The organism is Candidatus Nitrosopumilus sp. bin_32a (assembly GCF_054095935.1).
This window is the reverse complement of the sequence record NZ_JBSWSN010000009.1, coordinates 15150-33796: the sequence shown is the minus strand read 5'-3', so window position 1 is coordinate 33796 and position 18647 is coordinate 15150. Positions and strand designations below refer to the sequence as shown.

Sequence of the window (18647 nt, the reverse complement as noted above, 5' to 3'; positions counted from 1 at the left end):
TAAACCCTCTTGGACAATATTCACATTGAATCATATAGTACGGTATGGTACCGTACTATTAATAGAATGGTGATTACAAAGTAACCAATTATGCAGTCAGATACCCCAGGTCATATCTCTTCATTTTATTCAGTAGACCTAATCATCACTCTGCACATCGATTATGATATTTGGGCTTAAAGAGGTTAAAGATTTTGAAAATAAATGAGCCTGACCTTGAGGGGTGAACATTTCCAAATATATAATTCACAATCGTTTTTAAACAAATTCGTTTACTGACAACATGCAAAACATTCTGCTTCAGCTAGATTCTAGTGGAATTCAAAACTCACTTAACAATACTGTAACTAGTTTAATAGAACAAATTACTCCTGAACTACCTCACACAACTTTTGTTACCGATTTGGCATTTATCATGATTATTGGCGCTGTTGTAACTCTTGCTTTTTTCAAAATTAAACAACCCTTGATCATTGGTTATCTTTTTGCTGGGATGCTGATTGGACCTCTATCTCCATTTTGGTCTTGGGTGTTGCCTGATGGAGGTCCGCCGACTGATGTTTTAGAAGGTGTTGGAATTTTATCTGATATTTCGGCATTGAATCTTTTTGCTGAAATTGGTGTCATTTTACTTCTTTTTGTAATTGGCATTGAATTCCCATATGCAAAAATTAAAAGTATTGGCAGGGTTGCTATCGGTGTTGGAACTATAGGCTTATTTTCAACGTTAGGCGTATTGTTCTACACTGCTACTGCACTTGGATTGAACTTCATGGATGCTCTGTTTATTTCAGCCGCATTGTCTGTGTCCAGTACTGCAATTATAGTAAAATTATTGGAAGAGATGGGCAAAATAAAAAAAGAATCCTCCATCATGGTTCTTGGTGTTTTGATTGTAGAGGATGTAATAGCTGTTATTTTGATTTCTTCATTACAGTCTATCGCTTTGGTGGGAACTGTATCTATTGAATCCATCATTGTTGTTGTATTGGTTGCAACTGGTTTGATTGTAGGTACATTCGCTATTGGAACTCGTGTAATTCCTCCTCTTATCGATAGAGTTGCAGCTGCTGAAAATCGTGAAATTTTACTTCTTAGTGTACTTGGTGTTTGTTTTGGTTATGCCTTATTTGCAAATATTGTGGGCTTGTCTGTGGCAATTGGAGCATTTCTGGCAGGGGTTTTGGTTGCCGAGTCCAAATCTGCAGAGGTTGCAAAATTACTTTCTAGTCCAATCAAAGACATGTTTGTTGCAATATTCTTTATTTCTGTTGGAGCCTTGATGGATGTTTCACGACTTGAAAATTATATTTTTGTAGCAATTGCTTTGATTGCAGTTGCGACTGGAATGAAATTTGGAGGTAACATGATTGGAAACTTTATTTTCAGACAGAAACGTGGTAAGGCACTTCGTACTGCCTTTACTTTGGCTGCACCTAGAGGTGAATTTTCAATTGTAATAATTAAGGTGGGTGTAGACATAGGTGCCGTTAGTGCTTTCTTGTTTCCTTTAGTTGGTATAATTTCAATTATTACTGCATTCATTTCTCCCCTGCTGATGAAGGCAGGTGACAGAGTAATTCCAGTATTGGAAAAAAAAGAAAATGTCTGATGAACTCAAGCGATTCCTAGATCAAGTACACACTGGAATCACTACTTTTGATTTTGAAGGAAATGAGACTCCTTGTATTGAATTAGATGAGAAAAAATATGATGAGATGTTATCAAAAGTCGCTGGACAATCTTTGTCCATTAATACTGATTTGAATATTTTACACGATGGATTGGGCAATGTGTTTGTTGAAGTGAAATTGACTTTTTCAAAAGGTAATATCGTTGAAACATTCCTTGTAGATGCAAAAACCAATCTTGCTTTTTTTCAATCTCTTGCAAACACCTCGATGCTTGCTCTCACTTCTCCAAAATCTAATTATGGTAAAGACAATGTGTTTATGATTCAATTACCTCGTCCAGAAAAAGCCCATGATGCCTTGGAGATTATTCAGGATGCATTGATTCCAAAGAATAAGTGAAAAGTGGTGCAGTTACCGGGATTTGAACCCGGGTCACGTACTTGGCAAGCACGAGTACTAACCAGACTGTACTATAACTGCAACAACCCTCAGGGCTGAATTTGGATATTAAACTGTTTTTAACTATTTCGATTAAGAATCATCGTGGATGAAACGCTTCTAAAGAAAATAGAGCAAAAAATTCAAGACTCTATATCAAACAAAGATGAAATCAAACAATTAATTCAATCACTTTCAAATATTGATGATTCAAAATCTTTTGCTTTGGGTATTGTTGTAGGTCGAATTTATAATGCGTTTTATTATCAATCTAAAAGAATTCTAGATAGAGAGCCCACAAAACAAGAATTTGAAGAATTTTTAGAACTGGTTAAAAATAAGAAATCTGATTTTGATAATTTATGGTGATACTTTGTTCCAGTCAATCACTTTGATTAGTGGTGTTCCTGGTAATTTCACACATGAGCCATGAAGTGCTTTTTTTGCAGCTGTTAAATGAGCATCGCCGTTTACATATAATTCCATTATGCATTGTCCTTGTTTTACTCTGGCCCCTAAACTGGTTGCTTTGCCCCATGATCTTCTCATTCCTTCTGAAACTCTATCTGCACCTGCAGTTGCAATCTGTTTATTTTCTCTAAGAAGATTATGTGGATAAATTCTAAGTCTTGAATAATACCCTGATTCACCAGTTGTTTTTTCTAGTGTTTTGTTTGCTGCCAATCTTGTAGATTCGATGGCCATATGTCTAATCTGAATTTTTTCATTTAATAATAATTGAACACAATACTGATAGGTTCCTCTCTTGCCACCTTGAAATTTTGCAATTTTGATTTGTGGTTTACCTTTGATGTATTCTTTTCTGGTAAAGACTTGACCTTTTCCATCTCGATAATTTGCACCATGCATGATAATCTCAAGCCAAAACGCCCATATTTTAACGGTTAGCAGGACATCTGCCACATTCTCCAATGCTTATATGGAAATCCTTTGATTTCCACTTCATTATGGAAGATGCCCCATTAGTTTATGGAGAATTAGTTTCAGATCGAACATGTATTTCTGATAAGAATATGGTCCATGAATTAGATTTGAAGGGCTTTGGAGAAATTGAAAAAGAAAAATTATTCCTAAAATCATTTGAAACTCTTTATTTGTTGTATACCAAAAGATTGATTTTAAAAAAGAACAAAAAACAGATTGATTTTGATTTTTTTATGAATTTTTGTCAAAGAACTGATTCTGAAACTCTCACCAAATTTTTAATTTATCGTGATCTTCGAAATAGGGGATATGTTGTGAAAGACGGGTTTGGATTTGGTTCTGATTTTAGAGTTTATGAGCGAGGGCATTACGGTGAAAAAGGAGCAAAATTCCTAATCTTTGGTCTCAATGAAGGCCAACAAGAAAAAATGGGAAATCTCCAAAAAAAAGTTGAAGAAATAACGCAAATGGGAAAAGACCCTATTATTGCAGTAATAGAACGTCGAGGTGAAGTGATTTACTATAAAATCAACAAAATGAATTTTTATGAAAACAAATCTAGACTCGAAGAATCTTTTGATCTTTAATCCTTCATTATCCATTCTGAAGAATATTTTAAAAAATTATTTTCTTCAGCATACATAAAATCATACACTTCCACATGATTTGTTTTATTTTGCCACAAGTCTTCAAAATCTTTTACTTTTCTTTCAACTCTGGATTTATCATTCCATGATGTAAACACATCCACTGATTCAAAATCTCTAGTTTGAGCTGAAAATGATTCTTTCGATGTTCCTGTAAATGCCACTGTTTGATCCTCATCATCTCTAAAAATACCAATCCTTTCTGAAAATGTATCTGCAATTCCTTCTGAATTTGGAATTGCAATTTTTAACTCAACCTGTCCATTATTTACAATGTCTTGAAGTTTTTGAATTTTAGCATCTTTGATTAATTTTCCCTCAAATGACTTTGTATATTTTTCAGAAAAGAGTTTTGTAAATAAATTAAGATCAGCAGTTCTAAATCTGTGCCCTGTGATCATTCTTAATTTTGCTTTTCCTTCTGCAAACCTGTCAAATGCTACAGAAAACGTTGATAGTGTTTGAATTGATAAAAAATCTACACATCTGTCATATTCAATGCAATTACTTAGGCAAGGAAGGAAAAATTCTGAAACAATATCGTCTTTGTCTGAACGGTACTCTTCTTTTAATTTAATTTCTCTTAGGCCCAACAAACTTCAGTAAGAATTTTGTTATTTAAAGAATCAATTTTTGAAACTAAATGCTCCCATCGGGTTTTGTCAGATCAGTTCAACACCCGGCACTTTTGTTTATAAAGAAAAACTAATTTTCATATTTTTCTATATCTATTTTCATCCACAAAATAGTGTTGAATCTGATCTCCTATTCATCCAAGTAAAGATTGGCAAAATTATTTCAATAACAAAAGAATGATTCATTCGCGAGTCTTTTAAGCAAATCTTGTATATCTATGTCATGTCAACCCTAGTACAATACAAACATGATTCAAACCCTGTTTCCCTTGTAGAAACTGAATCTGAAAAACCAATTTCATCTAGAATAACTGCATTGGATATGGTTGGTCTTACGTGGATTTTCAAAACTGAAGAAGAATTACTTGCAGAATTCAGGTAATGATTTTGAGTCATACCATTTACTCTTACAGTATAACATAAGAAATCATCACATGTGTTTTTGAGGCAAAATAACAGTAAATGTTGTGGGGTTATTTGTTACATCTATTTTGCCACCATGTGCCTCTACAATTTGTTTACAACTAACTAAGCCCAAACCTGTACCTTCTTGTTTTGTAGTAAACAAAGGATCAAATATTTTTGAGATTATTTTTTCAGGTATGCTGGGTCCAGAATTCTCAAATGAGATTAAAACATTCTCCGTATCTCGAGTTATTTTGATGTCTATTTTTCCATAATTGTCCATTGCTTGTATCGCATTAAGAATAATATTTACAAAAAGAACACGTATTGATTCAAAATCACAATAAACTGGAACATTGTTTTTGGATTTAGTCACAGATATTTTTTTAGGAATGGTTATTCCTGTAAAAGAGGAATCCAAAATTTCAGATATGTTATTTAAATTAAAATTTAGTTTCTTGGCAGTCACAAATCACAACACGTCATGTATTTGATGCTCGATTCGATTTATTGCAGTATTTATCGCATCAAATTTGAGAGTTTCTTTTTCAAACATTTCAGGATATTTTGATTTTAAAATATCTACTGAGGTTTGTATGACGGTTAAAGGATTCCTAATATCGTGTGCGAATCGAGAAGAAAGTTCTCCAATTGCTTTTAATTTTTCATCTTTGATAATTTTGTCAGTCTTTATTTCATCAATTGGGAAAATTTTGTCACATGTTATGTTGAATTTCATATGATGTTTTTCTATGGATTCTATATTGGGTGCAGAACAAACACAATGCAAAATATCTTCATCTTCATTAAACAACATTTGATGTACCGTAACACCAAATTCGTCTGCCTCATCTTCCAATCCTGTGATTAATTGCTCTCGGGTATGACTTCCCAATTTGTGCATATCTAAGAAAATAGGCATCACTACACACCATGCAAGGGTGTTAAAAAATGCATTCTTAGAAGAGACAATGACAGTAATTATTAGAATATCTCTATTTTCTAACATCTAAAGTTACTATAATTTCAGTTTCATCGGTATCGAGATTATCCTCCAACGTAATTTTTTTTTCTACAAGTTTGAATTCTTCAATTAAAGAACCATCCTCGTTAAATGTTCTAACCAGTCTACTTTTTGGGAGAACTGATACATCACTAGCATCGTGATATACTTTGATTGATTCATCATTCTTTATTATTATCTTCATTCTATTCATCTAGGTAAAATCAGATAATAAAAAGTAAGATTGTGTTACAATGCATAAAATTTCATAATCCTAAACAACATTCCCTTTCTGGAATCTAATGATGGCAATTTGTTTTAAATTTACTTTGATTTTGACTCTCTTTTAATATCCCCTACAATTTCTTCCAACAAATCTTCAACTGTGATTATTCCTGCTAATTTATCATCATTATCAACAACTATTGCCATATGCATATCCTTTTTCTTTAATTCTATGAGAAGATTACTAATCCTATCACTTGAAAAAACAAAAAATGGTTTTCTCGCTATTTTTTTTATCATAGTTTCTGGATATTCTTTTTCAGGGATTCTGGAGATATCCCATATGTGTAATATTCCAACAACATTGTCAGATGTTTTCTCAAACACAGGAATGCGTGAAAACCCTTTCTCTTCAATTTTGGAAATTACTTTTGATAACTCTAATTTTCCATCTAATGAAAAAACTTGATCTTTTGGAGTCATGACATCTTGAATAGGTTTATCATCAAACTCTAATGCATTGCGTACAAGATCACGTTCTTCTTTTTCTATTGCTTTTTCGATATATCCCAAATCTATCACTTCTTTGATTTCTTCTTCCGTAATGGGTTTTGGTCTTTGCGAGTAACCTCCGGAGAATTTCAATATGGACATTGTCAAATATTCTAAAGATTTCACAAAGGGATACATGATGTAACTGAAGTAAAGCAATACTCTGCTGAATCTAAGAGATGCTTTCTCAGGATTTACATTACAATATGTTTTAGGTAATATTTCTCCAAAAACTAAAATCACAAACGTCATTATGCCAATAATTATTGCAACTCCTTGACTTCCAAGTAATTTTATAGCGACATCAGCTGCTAAAACTGAAGATGCAACATTGACCAAAGTATTTCCTAAATTAACACTTGATGTCATCATTGCTGGATTCATCTTTAATTTGTAAAGAGGGGAAGATCCTGGAATTTTTTTCCTGTATAATTGAATTACTTTTGATCGTCTTACGCCTACAATTGCAATCTCAAGACCACTGAAAAGAGCGTAAAAACATATCAGAATACCAATTATGATAATCTCAATTTCGACAAATTCCATATTGAAAATATTATTTTTCTGAAAGGTTAAAGGATGCTTCGAATATCATTCATGAAAATAACTCTACCCAATAACTATCTTCTAGATTTTTATTTTTAATTATAATGGTCTTGATTTTCCTTACTTTGTTTTTGAATATTGGATTTTAAAGAAATTTTTGCAAAGAAAGGAATTGATTATCCTCATGAATACAAATTATTGGAGATTTGTAATCCCCAAGCTGCAAAACAAGCATTGGATTCAGATCCTGATATGGGATTATTGCTTCCATGTACTATGGCAGTTTACGAGAAAGATGGAGAAAATTATATCATCTTGGCAAAACCAACTTCATTACTTGCTGTCACATCAAATGTAGAGTTAGAATTGACGGGAAAGGAAATTGAAGAAAAATTAATCAAAGTAATGGACAATTTAAAACACTCCTAATCACAAGTGATTAAATCTAAAACATTAGGATTGAACCCTTTGAATAAAGATATTAGTCAAGAAAATTGACTATAGGAAATTGAGAAAAATTGAAGTTATTTGTTATGACCAACAAAGTCAAAGTATAGAATTTACTTTTAAAAAATATAAAATTCCTTTTCATTCCGAATTAACCATGTCTGACAATCAAAAATTACTACGATATACTGGCATATGTCCTGATTCACTAGCAAATGGATTAACTAACGAATTAAATAAAATAATAGACACTAGAACAAAAGATCTCTATGTCACAAGTTTTGTAATCGAAGCTACATTATCAGATTATCTTACAAACTATACCACAGAACTTGAAACAAAACAAGTCAAAATTAAAAAGAAAAAACTAATTGAAGAATATGAGTCACTAATTGAACCAAGCGTAAAATTTAACAAAAATCTTCTTTTCATGATTATTATTGCTGCGAGTGTTGCAGTTGTGGGATTATTTGCAAATAATGCATCTTTGGTAATTGGTGCAATGCTGATATCTCCATTATTGGGACCGATCTCTGCTTTTTCATTCAACACAGCAGTTGGCAAAACAGACAAAATGTTCAAGGCATTTATCTCAGGGTTAGCTTTGTTAGTGGCAGTAATTGGCACAGGTGCATTATTAACACTAATTGCAATTCAATTTACGGATCTACCCTTAACTGACGAAATTTTATCCAGAACTGAAATGTCGCCTGTGTTTCTGGCAGTTGCAATAGCACTTGGATTGGCAGGTGGAATTGCACTTTCTACAAACATTCCTGGAATTCTCGTTGGTGTTGCCATTGCAGCTGCTTTAGTTCCTCCTGCAACTGTTGCAGGTATTGGAATTGCATTATGGGATTATGAGATTTTTTTTAATGCGTTTACACTTACTGCGGCAAATATTATAGGATTAGTTCTAGGCATGATGATTGTCTTTTTTATTGGTGGAGTAACCCCGAGAAAATTCTATGAAAAAGAAAAAGCTCAAAAACATATGATAATCACAATATCTATTTTCATTGGACTGAGTATTTTATTGGGATTTTTAACTTTAAAACCCGAAATCTAAAAATATTACAGATATACTTTTTTCCTTCTTGAAATCATATTTGACAATCATATTTTGATATTATTAACAAAAGAAAACGATAGTTATCTGATGACTTCTATGGATAAAATGGGAATGATTATTGCAGTAGCAATAGTTGTTGCCGCAGTTGGCTTTACCCTGACTGGTGGAAGCGGTGCACCCTCTGATATTCCAGCAAAAGTTGCGCCAGTTATAGATCAAGCAAAAGATATCAAAAAAGACTTAGAGCCTACTGTTGAAAAAATTAAAGAGATAGCAAAAGAAAGTAAAGAAATTTTGGATGAAACTAAAACAGCTACGGAAAAAGGAATGAAGGTGGCTGAAGAGTTGGCTAGTCCCAAGGCAACCGTTAGACTAGTAAGCATTCCTAAAGGAACATCTGTTACTGGATGTGAAGAGGTTGACAAATGTTATGATCCTTCATCTCTAATAATTTTCAAAGGGACAGAAATAATTTGGAAAAATGATGATACATCCGCACATACAGTTAGCAGTGGGGATATTGTTAACGGACCTGATAAAAAATTTGATAGTGGGTTGATAAAATCTGGTAAGACCTTTACACACAAATTCGATGAATCTGGAAAATATACTTATTTCTGCATGATTCATCCTTGGGCAAATGGTTCAGTCACTGTTAAATAATGTGAAAAATTGTCCGTGACTCAAAATGCTATCTAAAGATGTAATTAATTCTCTCAAAGGGAATTATCTTATTGGTTAAAGTCTCTGATTTCAAATTGAATTGGAACAGATTTGACTAGGATTGGAGAGACAAAAACAAAAAATTTGCATAAAGTGGTAATTGATTATGCCCCCTCTCTTAAAGATCAACTATTGTCAGATTTGTAGACAAATTCTAGTTGTAACTATAGATGTTTTTTTCATTGTGGGTTGAATGGTTCAAAGTTGAATGTGTTGAAATTTTTAATTAAAAGAATTTATCCACATCATTTTTTGAATTTTTTAGTTTCCTTTCTTTCGTTATTAATTCAATATTTCTTGTCTTATCATCATTCATGCATCTTTATTTATTTCACCCGTCTTAATGTCAATCATTTCCACATTTGGTGTGACAAAGATTTTGCCTGTAGTGGAATTTTCACGAATGATCTTGACTGCATCATCTTTCATTTCATTATTTATGACTAGTTCAATAACGTATTTTTCTGTAAATTGAGGTTGAAATATCATGGATCCTTTCCCAGCGTGAATTTCTGGAGGTGGCTTTTTCCCTCTCCCTCTTTTCTTTATCACTGTAAGTCCGCCCACATTGATTTTTTTTAATGCTTCACTGATTTGCATCACTTCATTGTTTGTAAGATAGACATCAATTCGAATCATAAACACAGTTTAACAAATCCAAATATAACTATCATATTTGATTTTCACATCTAAAAACAACTATGATCTTTCACATGATGTGGAATATCCAACTTATGTTGTAAATCTCGCTTAAAATATGGGGTTGTTAGCAAAAAGATCCCATTAGAGCAATAGTAAATCAAAACTAAATCTTATCAAAATTAGTTGGATTTACATTAAGGATATTAAAAAAATAATTAAAGGAAACATGTTATGGTTGAAGAATTTTATTCGTTATTAGCATCATTATTTATCTCGGTGACATTGTTACTCGTAATCCGATACATAATTCGCAAAAAAATGAAAAATTTTGTTGGTACCCAAAAAATAATAGGCTTTGTTTCGTTTATAATAATAGTATCAGAATCTATCTATCTTGGCTCATCATTAGGACTATTTGAAATCGCATTGGAGGCTATTACCTCCATTGGAGTGGGGATGGTGATATTTGGAATTGCATTACAACATCAATTAAAAAATGTAGCCGCAGGAATTGGTATTTTTTTTAATCCTGATATAAACGTCGGAGATTCTATTACCATCAAAGAGGTTAATGGTGTAATCATAGAACTACATTTAACAAAAATTGTTGCTTTGAGTGAAGATGGTGGCAGAATTATAATTCCAAACCAAAAACTGGCAGAAGATTTTGTAATTGTATACAATAAACAAAGAAAATTCTAATAATAGTTTTGAATCTATTTTCATCTCTAATTATGACTGAATCCAATGACTTTGAATTTTGAGGATATTTGACCTTGATCGAACAAAAATTCGACTGATAATTTTTAATTATTTTTGGTCTTATTTACAACCACATGAAAGGATTATGTTCAAAATGTTATTCCTCAGGTGTTTCTTTATTATTGGATGAAGAAACTTCAGAAGCCATTTGCAAGAATTGCAAAAATTAATTATTTTTTATCTCTAACGAGTAAAAGATGATGAAAAAATAAAAAATTATGGGGATGAGCCTGTGCCGCTGACGCTTCTATCCCACGCATCTACCATTGGATTTTGCCTTCTTTCAAGTTCTTCCAAGTATCCGTTCAATTCCATTGCGGGAACATTAAATGTGGCAGATACTGTATCTCCTACTTGTGCAGTACATTCAGGTACAACCACGCTAATTCCATATTGTGATTCACCAACACAACCATGTTCTGTAACTGCTAACACTGTTACATCTTCAGTAACTTGAATTGGCATAATATTCCATGGTGTGACTGTAAAGATTATGACAACTGCTAAACCTGCTATCAATAAACCAAGTAATGTACGTCGTGATAATCTTTTTTCTGTTTGTTTTGTTGACATTTACTATCACTATACATGCACGTTTACCAGATAAAAGGACCGAACATTTTTCTTATATTTGAAATCATACAACTATTTCTAAACTGATTTGATCTTTAATTTACAGCTGTTACAATAACCGTGCAATTCGAAATTACTTTTCAAAATTAGATATTTTGATTTTTTTGCAGCCTTGACTTGAATCTCTAAAAGAGATTCTTCATCAACATCATCAATTTTACCGCAATTCATACAGACTAGATTGATATGCTCATTAGTGTGTGCGTCAAATCTTGCTTCTCCTTCAACTTCTATTTCATTGACTAGTTTCTTTTCTTTGAGCAGATCTAGTGTTTTGTATACTGTTGATAGGCTTACCATGGGATATCTTTTTCTTACAACTTTATGGATTAGAACTGCACTTGGATGATCTTCTGTTTTCAAAAGATAATCTACTATTGCCATTCTCTGAGGCGTGATTCTTAATCCCTCATCTCTTAATGATGCGACGATCTGATCCAACTGTTGCATGCTATAATTCACACATTCTACCATTTAATATCTATTCCTTATTAAGAATGAATCCTAATAGATAATAACACTTAATTAGGAACCATTCCTAATAATAATATGCAAATACAATCATTTGAAGATAAGCGATTAGAGTCAAATAAAAGAACTGTAAACAATGCAATTAGAATTTGTGTAACTTGTGGAAACATTGCCGTAAAGATCCAAAACCATGGTATCTTTTGCAAAGATTGTGGTTCATTTTTTGATATGGAGAAAAATCATGATGAGTGAGAATTCTTGTAGAAGTGTTTGTGGGTATTATGATGCAAATGCTGAATTTAGAAATTCAGGAAATAACACGTTTAGAAAATATTGTGCAGTTTGTGATTTAGATCTAGTTTCGAGATATTCTAACTGTCCTTGTTGTCACAAATCCTTTGAGGCCCGTTCATAATGGTGTATATCTGTAAAGGAGTATGCGATAGCTTGAAAGGCAAGAGAATTCCAAATGGTTCAAAATATGAATATGGGCAAAAGAGATGTTCATTGTGCAGTATTTTTATGACTGTTACTGGATTTAGATGCCCGTGTTGCAGTGCTCTTTTGAGAACAAAATCAAGGAGCAAGAGATAATGGGCAAAAGAATTACTGTTGTACTTGATGATGATCTTTTGAAAAAACTCAGATTCTTGCAGGCAAAGCGAATCAAAGAGACTGCTTCAACTGTGAGCTTTTCAAGGATCGTAAATGAAACTTTAGAAAAAGGATTAAAGTAATTTCAAACTCATTTTTATGTCTCTTTAACTAATCTGTGAATGGTTCTGATATGCCTTTGTAAGTGACCTCCTGCTAGGTGTTTTTTACAGTGGGGGCATTGAGTTCTTTTGACCATTGATGACATTCATACTTTTTATGAAGTTCATATATACATCTTTTCTAAATCCTTAAAAAATCCATCTAGTTTAAATTACAATGGTGAATGATCTATTGAATCCAAATTTGATAATAAGCAATACTTGTGTGATATTTGAAAGATCTTGAATTCTTAGTTTTAAATTAAATTTGTAATTCTTTTAATGCCATTCTTGCAGCAATTCTAGCAGTCTTTGATGCCATTAGTGCTTTTGCAGTTTCATTTTCTGCAACTTTAGCTGCACGAATTGATGACTCTATCTGTATATTGTATGTTTTTTGATATCTATTTCCTAATTGTGGATTGATCATTTTTTTTGATGTAGCCAATGCGGCATTAGCTGATTTTCTTGATGCAATTGCAGCATATTTTGCATTTTTAGTATGGGTGATGGTTTTTGATGTTTCTTTTTTGACTGCAGCCAATCTAGATTTTGCTCTAGATTCAGCTAGTTTTGCTCCTTTCATCGCTTTATCTGTACTTGAAATTACACTTTGCATAATCTTGCTTAATTCTTTAATATGTTCAGGATGAATATCTGATTTTTTTGATAGAATTTTTTTTGATGTGTCTCTAACTATCTTTGCATTATGGATTGCTCTTGTTGCATTTTCGATATGAGCATCTATATTCATACTGTATTTCTTATCATAACGATAGAATTTATGCTTATGTAAAATTGAATTATTCTTTTTTTCTTCAGAATCATGAATTACTTGGCATGTGCAGTATTACAATGTCTATGAATATGGATGTTCAAAAATACCAATAACGCTTATCCATTGTAATCAATTACAACACTTGGAAATATGTCCACTGTATTGACATGATTTACATTAAACAATTTGCTATTAAACTCATTTGTGATTAGAAAATAAAAATAATAAAAAATACCCATAGGACTTTTAAATGATGAAACTAAAAAATAACATGGTAAGAATTACTGAATGTTTCAAGTGTGGTGTAAAAGAAAAAGATGCAAAATTAGTTTATGGTATAGACAAACCTGTGCTATGTGAAAAATGTTCTAAATCATTGTGACTTGAAATAATCTAAATTTTTTAATATTAAAAGAATTTCTTGAACTATCTTATCATGGTTTGATGAATTTTCTGCAGATAACAATATGAGATCTTTATTCATGTTCACTGTAATCCACTTTACATTATCCCTAGATTCTACAGACCAATTTGTTTTACCAAGTTTCTTGTCAAAGACGTGATTCATTTTGGCCTTTAGTAGTGCTTCTCGATGTACCAACTTAGTCTCAGACATATTTAGCTGGGGGGCTATTCCTTTTTTTCTGTCATATGCCTTGAGTCTTCCACATTTGCACAATATCCCTACAAATCGTAATGATGAATCTGTGCTCAATATCTTACTGCAAAGATGGTTTTCTGGTCTCAGATTCTTTAATTCTTGCACTGTTTATGTTGATTTTAAAAAAGTAAATTCTAAAAAATAATTTTCTTGACTAAATGGTGAAATGCCAATTTTCTCGATTAGATTTATCAATATTTTTACAATAATGGTGATGACGATTAGAAATTTAGTTTGTTAGATTTTTTGCACTCTGGGGTTGTTCCACATCTGTGATTTGACACTGTTGCCTTTTCAAACTCTATATTCATTGATTCCATTGATGGGTTTTCATTATTTAGGTGGAGGAGTTGGAGATGTCTGGATTGTGAATTTAAAATAATTAATATGCCTGAAAATCAGTCATTATAATTCTACACAAAATAAAATGGCTGATAAAATTTATGATTACTTTATGCTTTGTGAAAATATTAAAAAAATTGATGAAAACATAACGTTTGCCGGAATTATTAATGATAGGGGACGATTAGTTGCTGGAGGATTGCGTGAGGGTGCAACCTCTCTTAGAAGTCCTCAAGATGATGAAAGAACCTTTACGACATTGGCCCTAAATGTAAAAATGCGTGAAGAATTTGATAAACAGCTTGGGCATGTAAATTTTGCAATGTCTGTAAGGCAAAAAGTGACATCCTTTAGCATGATACTTGGAACAGATATTTTGTATGTCACAGCATCTCCTGAAATGGAATATTCTTTAATTCCTCAAAAAATATTTCAAATGGTCTCAAGCATTTGAAATATGGTGAATCCTCGTGGATTATGATGATGAAAGATTGGGACAAATTGTCCAATCTTTGGACGATGGTAAACTAGTAGATAATCCTTGTAGGAAACCATTATTCATTTTAGGAATTAGCTTAAAAGAGAATAGTAGGAATGATCAGTACGATCTAAATACTATTTTTAATACTACATTCATTGGAACTGTCACCAAACAACTAATCGTTGTTGGTCTTAAGATCCAATTTTTATTAATTCTCTAATTATGTGTCTCATTTTCTATCTAAAATGATAGAAATAGGATGGTATTAATTTACAATTGCAGAGAACTAGTAATATGACATTTCGTAAAGTGGCTGTTGCAATCATCACTCCGACCCACACCAAGAAATCTTTTGAACTTGGTCTCGAAATGGCTAAAAAATTTGATTCAGAACTGACCGTGATAGAATGCATGTATAAAACTCCGCCAAAATTTTATTTTTTTGAAACAAAGTCTGATAAAAAAACAACACAAAATCAGATTGCAAAACTTAAAGCAGAATTAGAAAACTGGAAGGAGGTTGCTCAGAAACAAGGAATTCCAATCAAGACAAAATTGGCATTGACTGACAATATTTCACATTGGGTAGTTGACTATGTAAAAGAAAACAAGATTGATTTGTTAATTGTGGACTATCCGAAACTATCTATGGAAGAAATTACCCTTTTTGATGACATCATAAATGTAATTCATCATAAGTCTCATTGTCATCTTTTAACGACAAAACCCTCATAGACTTTAGATTTTAGAATGTATCTGATTAGAAAATTATGTTACAATGATTTCTATGCTACGATAGACTAACCTGCGTCCTCTTTTAACCTCAATTTGGTGACTGAATTTCAGCGGAGTTGAATCATTAATTCCCGTTAGGGGCATTTGCCATTTTGGTTAAATTCTCTGATTTCAAACTTCTACGATCTGACCCTGATATCTTTTTGTTTTGATTTTTATAAAATTAGTATTTCCTAATTAGCTGTTTCTAATTTTCGAATAGTTTTTAAATTTATTTTACTATAATATGTCTCATGGAAAACAAATCTTGCAAAATATGTACTTCTAGATTAGAAGTAGAACGTAGATGCAAATTCTGTAATGAGCCAACTAGACTCTTTTGTCATACTTGCGGAGTAATGGCAGAAAAAATTGCACATCCTGCATGTATGATAATTGATGTTAATAGAATGCTCATGCAATCAGAAATGCATCACTAATTTTTTCTTTTTGCAATTTTTATCTTGATTCTACAAAAATCACATCTACAAGATCATTATTACTTCGTTTGGTAACTGTATCTCTGTTTGCACCATGATAATTTTGCAAATGCGACTTTCTAGTTTTTATTCCATATTCTCTGCATAATCTGCAAAAATAGGTCACTTGTCTATCTGCTCTTGGTTTTGACTGATTTTCATATTCTAGTGTCGCAGTTTGCATGGAGAAGTTGGCGAAATTCTGATATTTTAATATTGTCAGTAATATGACATTATTGTCATATATAGAGAATATGTGCAAAAAATTAATATAATGTAATGTGTATTACATTAATTCGGTGATTAAAAGATGTTTGATGACCAATTCGAAAAAACATTTCGAAGATTATCTGGCCCCTTTTTTTCAATGGGAGATGTCTTTGAAATTCCAGATGGAGCCCAAGTCCAAACAATTGGACCATACTATTACGGCTATCAAATGACCGTGGGACCTGATGGAAAACCTATTGTAAAAGAATGGGGTAATACAAAGCCAACCACTGCAATTAGTGATTCTGGCATACGCGATGTGTATGTGGATGAGGCAGTTAATGAAAAAGATCGTGTTCTCAAATTCGTAGCTGAAATGCCGGGGATAGAAAAATCGGACATTCAGGTCAATGTTGCAGATGACATTGTGTAAATTTCTGCTGAACGCGGAGAAAGAAAGTATGGAACAAAGATTCCATTAAAGTACAACATTGATGAAAATTCTGCAAAAGCAAAATACACAAACGGTATATTGGAACTGACATTCTCTCTTGCCGAAGAAAAACCAAAAGGCAAGATTGTGTCAGTAGAATGACTGGGGGTGCCATGAAATGAAAAATATTTCATCAATCCACCAATTCAAAGAGTCTGTCAAATCTTCAATGGAAAAAATTTCTTCATATCCTGAAGAAATATTTTCTAAATGGAGGATTGGGAGAAAAAACTTTCCTTGAGGTGAAAAAAATGCCAGACACTTTGTGTAGGTCTTGTGGCGGCGAGTTGGATGTGGGAAAGCAATGTTTTCGTTGCAATCAACCTATCCAACTTGTTTGTATAAAATGTACAAATCCTACAGAAGTCAGATTCCACAGTCGATGCATGTACCGTGAGGAGATACTATGTCATACAGTAGCAGCTCTTGCATGACTCATAGCGTACATGACTCAAACATGTGGGGGATCCCCCCTCACATGTCATAATTTTTGTGAGTATGCGCAACAAATGTTTTGGAGGTAACTCGAGATGAATATCAAAATCCCCAAGATTGTTCTTGGGATTCCAATTATCATTTTAGCAGCAATAATTATCGATATTGCTCTAGACCGTACAGATGCTGAAACATTAACTTCCACACATTCAATGAATTCTGAATTTGAGACAAATCCAAGAAATAATGAATCTGAGATGCTTTCAAATAATTTGTACTCTGGACCATTTGCTATTTTAGATGGAACATATGGTGTAGATGACACTGTGCTTCTAATTGGAAGTGAAATTCCATTGGATTCAAAGGGCAAAATTGTATTTATTCGTCCTGATGGAAAAACTCATCACAAATATCCTTTTGATGGCTCAAAGAGTGCAGTAAACCACTATTTCACACCTGTATCTTCAAGTGATTTGGAAGAATGTTCAAAGTGTGAATTCTTTGGAACTTGGATAGTTTCTTTTGAATCTGATTCTGGGCCTTTTTATGCTCCAATGAGTTTTAATGTAATTGGAGAAGATTTTGAAAATTAATTTTGCATTAAGAGTTTAGAATCAAAGGATTATTTTTTAGGTATGATTTCTACGTCGTGGTTAAATACAAATTTTGTATAACAGATTTGTGCTTCAATTAAAAAACAAAAACATACTCAAAAAAATTCAAAGTAAATGGGATCAATTAGAGTCCCCTGATCAAGAATGGGAATTAGAAGAATAATAATTTTAAAATGAGAAAATTTGTCTAATTAATTCTCATAATGGGAATTATCTATCTGGTTCAGTTCTCTATCTGATTAAATGTCTTAATTTCTATAATCCCCTTTGTGGATTTGATGTGTTATTTACAATACAATGTAATGTTATAGTACATCTGTTTTTTGAATTTCCCAAAACCTGAAAGTTCTGCATATCTATAAGACCCTCTTTTTTTGATTCCGGATATGAATAAAATGCAAGAATTTTGCAAAGAAATTTTGGAAATTGATCCTAAAATCCGATTTGTTGGGATATTACATGAAGATAAAATCTTTTATAAAATCCGAAAAGGGGTGTCCTCTCTTTTAGAGAAAAGTGAAGTGGAGCAAAGTGTTAGAAGTGCTGTTTTGAGATGGGATACGCGAATTGCTCATAATAAAAAATTGGGGATTCCTGACTTTTCGCTTACAAAATATGATCAAATTTACAGAATCACTCTTCCTCTATCTGATGATGATTTGATCTTCTTTAGTACTGATCTTGACTGTGATGTTCTTGACATAATTCATGTAGTTCAAAATGTAAAGGAAGAATTGAGATCTCAGATTATATGAAAAATTATGGTCCGGAGCAAGATTGGAAGGATTAGTTGCTGACTTGAAGGATTTATTTTTATCATATCTTAAAACTTGGAAAGGGAAAAA

The 18647-nt window shown here is 32.4% G+C and carries 30 protein-coding genes, 1 tRNA gene and 1 pseudogene; 19 read left to right on the top strand and 13 right to left on the bottom strand.

What is annotated here, in order from left to right; translation table 11 throughout:
• Positions 1-283: 283 nt before the first annotated feature.
• On the top strand, positions 284-1612 hold the full coding sequence (locus ACW9XH_RS09250) for a cation:proton antiporter domain-containing protein (protein WP_457760370.1): 1329 nt from the start codon (positions 284-286) through the stop codon (positions 1610-1612).
• The gene (locus ACW9XH_RS09245) at positions 1605-2033 is read left to right on the top strand and encodes a hypothetical protein (protein WP_457760369.1); all 429 of its coding nucleotides are present in this window, start codon (positions 1605-1607) and stop codon (positions 2031-2033) included. The genes ACW9XH_RS09250 and ACW9XH_RS09245 overlap by 8 nt, the downstream gene beginning before the upstream one ends.
• 4 nt (positions 2034-2037) lie before the next feature.
• Here ACW9XH_RS09245 and ACW9XH_RS09240 read toward each other — a convergent pair.
• Positions 2038-2114, bottom strand: a tRNA-Gly gene (locus ACW9XH_RS09240).
• A 63-nt stretch (positions 2115-2177) separates the two neighbouring features.
• Between ACW9XH_RS09240 and ACW9XH_RS09235 the strand changes: the two genes are divergently transcribed.
• A complete protein-coding gene (locus ACW9XH_RS09235) occupies positions 2178-2441 on the top strand; it encodes a hypothetical protein (protein ID WP_457760368.1) in 264 nt (87 codons plus the stop codon).
• Here the strand turns inward: ACW9XH_RS09235 and ACW9XH_RS09230 are convergent.
• Entirely contained in the window at positions 2433-2942 is a 510-nt protein-coding gene (locus ACW9XH_RS09230; protein WP_457760423.1) for a 50S ribosomal protein L16, read from the bottom strand. The two genes, ACW9XH_RS09235 and ACW9XH_RS09230, sit on opposite strands and share 9 nt — an antisense overlap.
• 98 nt (positions 2943-3040) lie before the next feature.
• Between ACW9XH_RS09230 and endA the strand changes: the two genes are divergently transcribed.
• Positions 3041-3604, top strand: coding sequence for a tRNA-intron lyase (gene endA / locus ACW9XH_RS09225; RefSeq protein ID WP_457760367.1), 564 nt, complete (start codon positions 3041-3043; stop codon positions 3602-3604).
• On the opposite strand, the gene ACW9XH_RS09220 is transcribed toward endA, so the two are convergent.
• On the bottom strand, positions 3601-4257 hold the full coding sequence (locus ACW9XH_RS09220) for a DNA repair helicase (protein ID WP_457760366.1): 657 nt from the start codon (positions 4255-4257) through the stop codon (positions 3601-3603). The genes endA and ACW9XH_RS09220 overlap by 4 nt on opposite strands.
• A 265-nt stretch (positions 4258-4522) precedes the next feature.
• Between ACW9XH_RS09220 and ACW9XH_RS09215 the strand changes: the two genes are divergently transcribed.
• The gene (locus ACW9XH_RS09215; protein WP_457760365.1) at positions 4523-4681 is read left to right on the top strand and encodes a hypothetical protein; all 159 of its coding nucleotides are present in this window, start codon (positions 4523-4525) and stop codon (positions 4679-4681) included.
• Positions 4682-4729: 48 nt separating this feature from the next.
• Here ACW9XH_RS09215 and ACW9XH_RS09210 read toward each other — a convergent pair whose 3' ends face one another.
• From ACW9XH_RS09210 to ACW9XH_RS09195, 4 genes are all read right to left on the bottom strand, one after another.
• Entirely contained in the window at positions 4730-5173 is a 444-nt protein-coding gene (locus ACW9XH_RS09210) for a sensor histidine kinase (protein ID WP_457760364.1), read from the bottom strand.
• Positions 5174-5176: 3 nt separating this feature from the next.
• A complete protein-coding gene (locus ACW9XH_RS09205) occupies positions 5177-5713 on the bottom strand; it encodes a histidine kinase dimerization/phospho-acceptor domain-containing protein (RefSeq protein WP_457760363.1) in 537 nt (178 codons plus the stop codon).
• Complete coding sequence (locus ACW9XH_RS09200; protein WP_457760362.1) at positions 5700-5912, bottom strand: hypothetical protein; 213 nt, start codon at positions 5910-5912, stop codon at positions 5700-5702. Before ACW9XH_RS09200 ends, ACW9XH_RS09205 begins: the two co-directional genes overlap by 14 nt.
• 119 nt (positions 5913-6031) lie before the next feature.
• Complete coding sequence (locus ACW9XH_RS09195) at positions 6032-7030, bottom strand: hemolysin family protein (protein WP_457760361.1); 999 nt, start codon at positions 7028-7030, stop codon at positions 6032-6034.
• 138 nt (positions 7031-7168) lie between these two features.
• Between ACW9XH_RS09195 and ACW9XH_RS09190 the strand changes: the two genes are divergently transcribed.
• The 3 genes from ACW9XH_RS09190 to ACW9XH_RS09180 all read left to right on the top strand — a co-directional run bounded on the left by ACW9XH_RS09190 (position 7169) and on the right by ACW9XH_RS09180 (position 9212).
• Entirely contained in the window at positions 7169-7459 is a 291-nt protein-coding gene (locus ACW9XH_RS09190; RefSeq protein ID WP_457760360.1) for a DUF302 domain-containing protein, read from the top strand.
• A 175-nt stretch (positions 7460-7634) separates the two neighbouring features.
• Complete coding sequence (locus ACW9XH_RS09185) at positions 7635-8546, top strand: TIGR00341 family protein (RefSeq protein ID WP_457760359.1); 912 nt, start codon at positions 7635-7637, stop codon at positions 8544-8546.
• Between the two features lie 90 nt (positions 8547-8636).
• Entirely contained in the window at positions 8637-9212 is a 576-nt protein-coding gene (locus ACW9XH_RS09180; protein ID WP_457760358.1) for a cupredoxin domain-containing protein, read from the top strand.
• 372 nt (positions 9213-9584) lie between these two features.
• Here the strand turns inward: ACW9XH_RS09180 and ACW9XH_RS09175 are convergent, their stop codons facing one another.
• Positions 9585-9911, bottom strand: a complete 327-nt coding sequence (locus ACW9XH_RS09175) for a P-II family nitrogen regulator (protein WP_457760357.1) — start codon at positions 9909-9911, stop codon at positions 9585-9587.
• Positions 9912-10145: 234 nt separating this feature from the next.
• On the opposite strand from ACW9XH_RS09175, the gene ACW9XH_RS09170 reads away from it, so the two are divergent.
• Positions 10146-10616, top strand: coding sequence for a mechanosensitive ion channel domain-containing protein (locus ACW9XH_RS09170; protein ID WP_457760356.1), 471 nt, complete (start codon positions 10146-10148; stop codon positions 10614-10616).
• Between the two features lie 276 nt (positions 10617-10892).
• Here the strand turns inward: ACW9XH_RS09170 and ACW9XH_RS09165 are convergent, their stop codons facing one another.
• Together ACW9XH_RS09165 and ACW9XH_RS09160 are read right to left on the bottom strand one after the other, a co-directional pair.
• Complete coding sequence (locus tag ACW9XH_RS09165) at positions 10893-11249, bottom strand: hypothetical protein (RefSeq protein WP_457760355.1); 357 nt, start codon at positions 11247-11249, stop codon at positions 10893-10895.
• Positions 11250-11327: 78 nt separating this feature from the next.
• The gene (locus tag ACW9XH_RS09160) at positions 11328-11759 is read right to left on the bottom strand and encodes a Fur family transcriptional regulator (protein ID WP_457760354.1); all 432 of its coding nucleotides are present in this window, start codon (positions 11757-11759) and stop codon (positions 11328-11330) included.
• A 99-nt stretch (positions 11760-11858) separates the two neighbouring features.
• On the opposite strand from ACW9XH_RS09160, the gene ACW9XH_RS09155 reads away from it, so the two are divergent.
• The 3 genes from ACW9XH_RS09155 (at position 11859) to ACW9XH_RS09145 (ending at position 12517) form a co-directional block, all read left to right on the top strand.
• Positions 11859-12032, top strand: coding sequence for a hypothetical protein (locus ACW9XH_RS09155; RefSeq protein ID WP_457760353.1), 174 nt, complete (start codon positions 11859-11861; stop codon positions 12030-12032).
• Positions 12022-12195: a hypothetical protein gene (locus tag ACW9XH_RS09150; protein ID WP_457760352.1), complete on the top strand. Its 174-nt coding sequence runs from the start codon at positions 12022-12024 to the stop codon at positions 12193-12195. Before ACW9XH_RS09155 ends, ACW9XH_RS09150 begins: the two co-directional genes overlap by 11 nt.
• A 127-nt stretch (positions 12196-12322) precedes the next feature.
• The gene (locus ACW9XH_RS09145) at positions 12323-12517 is read left to right on the top strand and encodes a hypothetical protein (protein ID WP_457760351.1); all 195 of its coding nucleotides are present in this window, start codon (positions 12323-12325) and stop codon (positions 12515-12517) included.
• A 280-nt stretch (positions 12518-12797) separates the two neighbouring features.
• Here ACW9XH_RS09145 and ACW9XH_RS09140 read toward each other — a convergent pair whose 3' ends face one another.
• A complete protein-coding gene (locus ACW9XH_RS09140; RefSeq protein ID WP_457760350.1) occupies positions 12798-13289 on the bottom strand; it encodes a hypothetical protein in 492 nt (163 codons plus the stop codon).
• A 274-nt stretch (positions 13290-13563) separates the two neighbouring features.
• On the opposite strand from ACW9XH_RS09140, the gene ACW9XH_RS09135 reads away from it, so the two are divergent.
• Positions 13564-13695 carry a hypothetical protein gene (locus ACW9XH_RS09135; RefSeq protein ID WP_457760349.1) on the top strand — a complete coding sequence of 44 codons (132 nt, stop codon included), beginning with the start codon at positions 13564-13566 and terminating at the stop codon, positions 13693-13695.
• Here ACW9XH_RS09135 and ACW9XH_RS09130 read toward each other — a convergent pair.
• The gene (locus tag ACW9XH_RS09130) at positions 13687-14079 is read right to left on the bottom strand and encodes a DUF6659 family protein (protein WP_457760348.1); all 393 of its coding nucleotides are present in this window, start codon (positions 14077-14079) and stop codon (positions 13687-13689) included. The genes ACW9XH_RS09135 and ACW9XH_RS09130 overlap by 9 nt on opposite strands.
• Before the next feature lie 322 nt (positions 14080-14401).
• Between ACW9XH_RS09130 and ACW9XH_RS09125 the strand changes: the two genes are divergently transcribed.
• The 3 genes from ACW9XH_RS09125 (at position 14402) to ACW9XH_RS09115 (ending at position 16011) form a co-directional block, all read left to right on the top strand.
• Entirely contained in the window at positions 14402-14770 is a 369-nt protein-coding gene (locus ACW9XH_RS09125; protein ID WP_457760347.1) for a DUF6659 family protein, read from the top strand.
• Positions 14771-15091: 321 nt separating this feature from the next.
• Positions 15092-15532: a universal stress protein gene (locus tag ACW9XH_RS09120; RefSeq protein ID WP_457760346.1), complete on the top strand. Its 441-nt coding sequence runs from the start codon at positions 15092-15094 to the stop codon at positions 15530-15532.
• Positions 15533-15825: 293 nt separating this feature from the next.
• Complete coding sequence (locus ACW9XH_RS09115; RefSeq protein WP_457760345.1) at positions 15826-16011, top strand: hypothetical protein; 186 nt, start codon at positions 15826-15828, stop codon at positions 16009-16011.
• Between the two features lie 19 nt (positions 16012-16030).
• On the opposite strand, the gene ACW9XH_RS09110 is transcribed toward ACW9XH_RS09115, so the two are convergent.
• On the bottom strand, positions 16031-16234 hold the full coding sequence (locus ACW9XH_RS09110; protein WP_457760344.1) for a hypothetical protein: 204 nt from the start codon (positions 16232-16234) through the stop codon (positions 16031-16033).
• A gap of 126 nt (positions 16235-16360) precedes the next feature.
• On the opposite strand from ACW9XH_RS09110, the pseudogene hsp20 reads away from it, so the two are divergent.
• The 3 genes and pseudogenes from hsp20 (at position 16361) to ACW9XH_RS09095 (ending at position 18557) form a co-directional block, all read left to right on the top strand.
• Positions 16361-16855, top strand: a pseudogene (gene hsp20 / locus ACW9XH_RS09105) (archaeal heat shock protein Hsp20).
• A gap of 428 nt (positions 16856-17283) precedes the next feature.
• Positions 17284-17781 carry a hypothetical protein gene (locus ACW9XH_RS09100; protein ID WP_457760343.1) on the top strand — a complete coding sequence of 166 codons (498 nt, stop codon included), beginning with the start codon at positions 17284-17286 and terminating at the stop codon, positions 17779-17781.
• Positions 17782-18188: 407 nt separating this feature from the next.
• Positions 18189-18557 (top strand): hypothetical protein, encoded by a 369-nt coding sequence (locus ACW9XH_RS09095; RefSeq protein WP_457760342.1) that lies wholly within the window; start codon positions 18189-18191, stop codon positions 18555-18557.
• Positions 18558-18647: the final 90 nt, after the last annotated feature.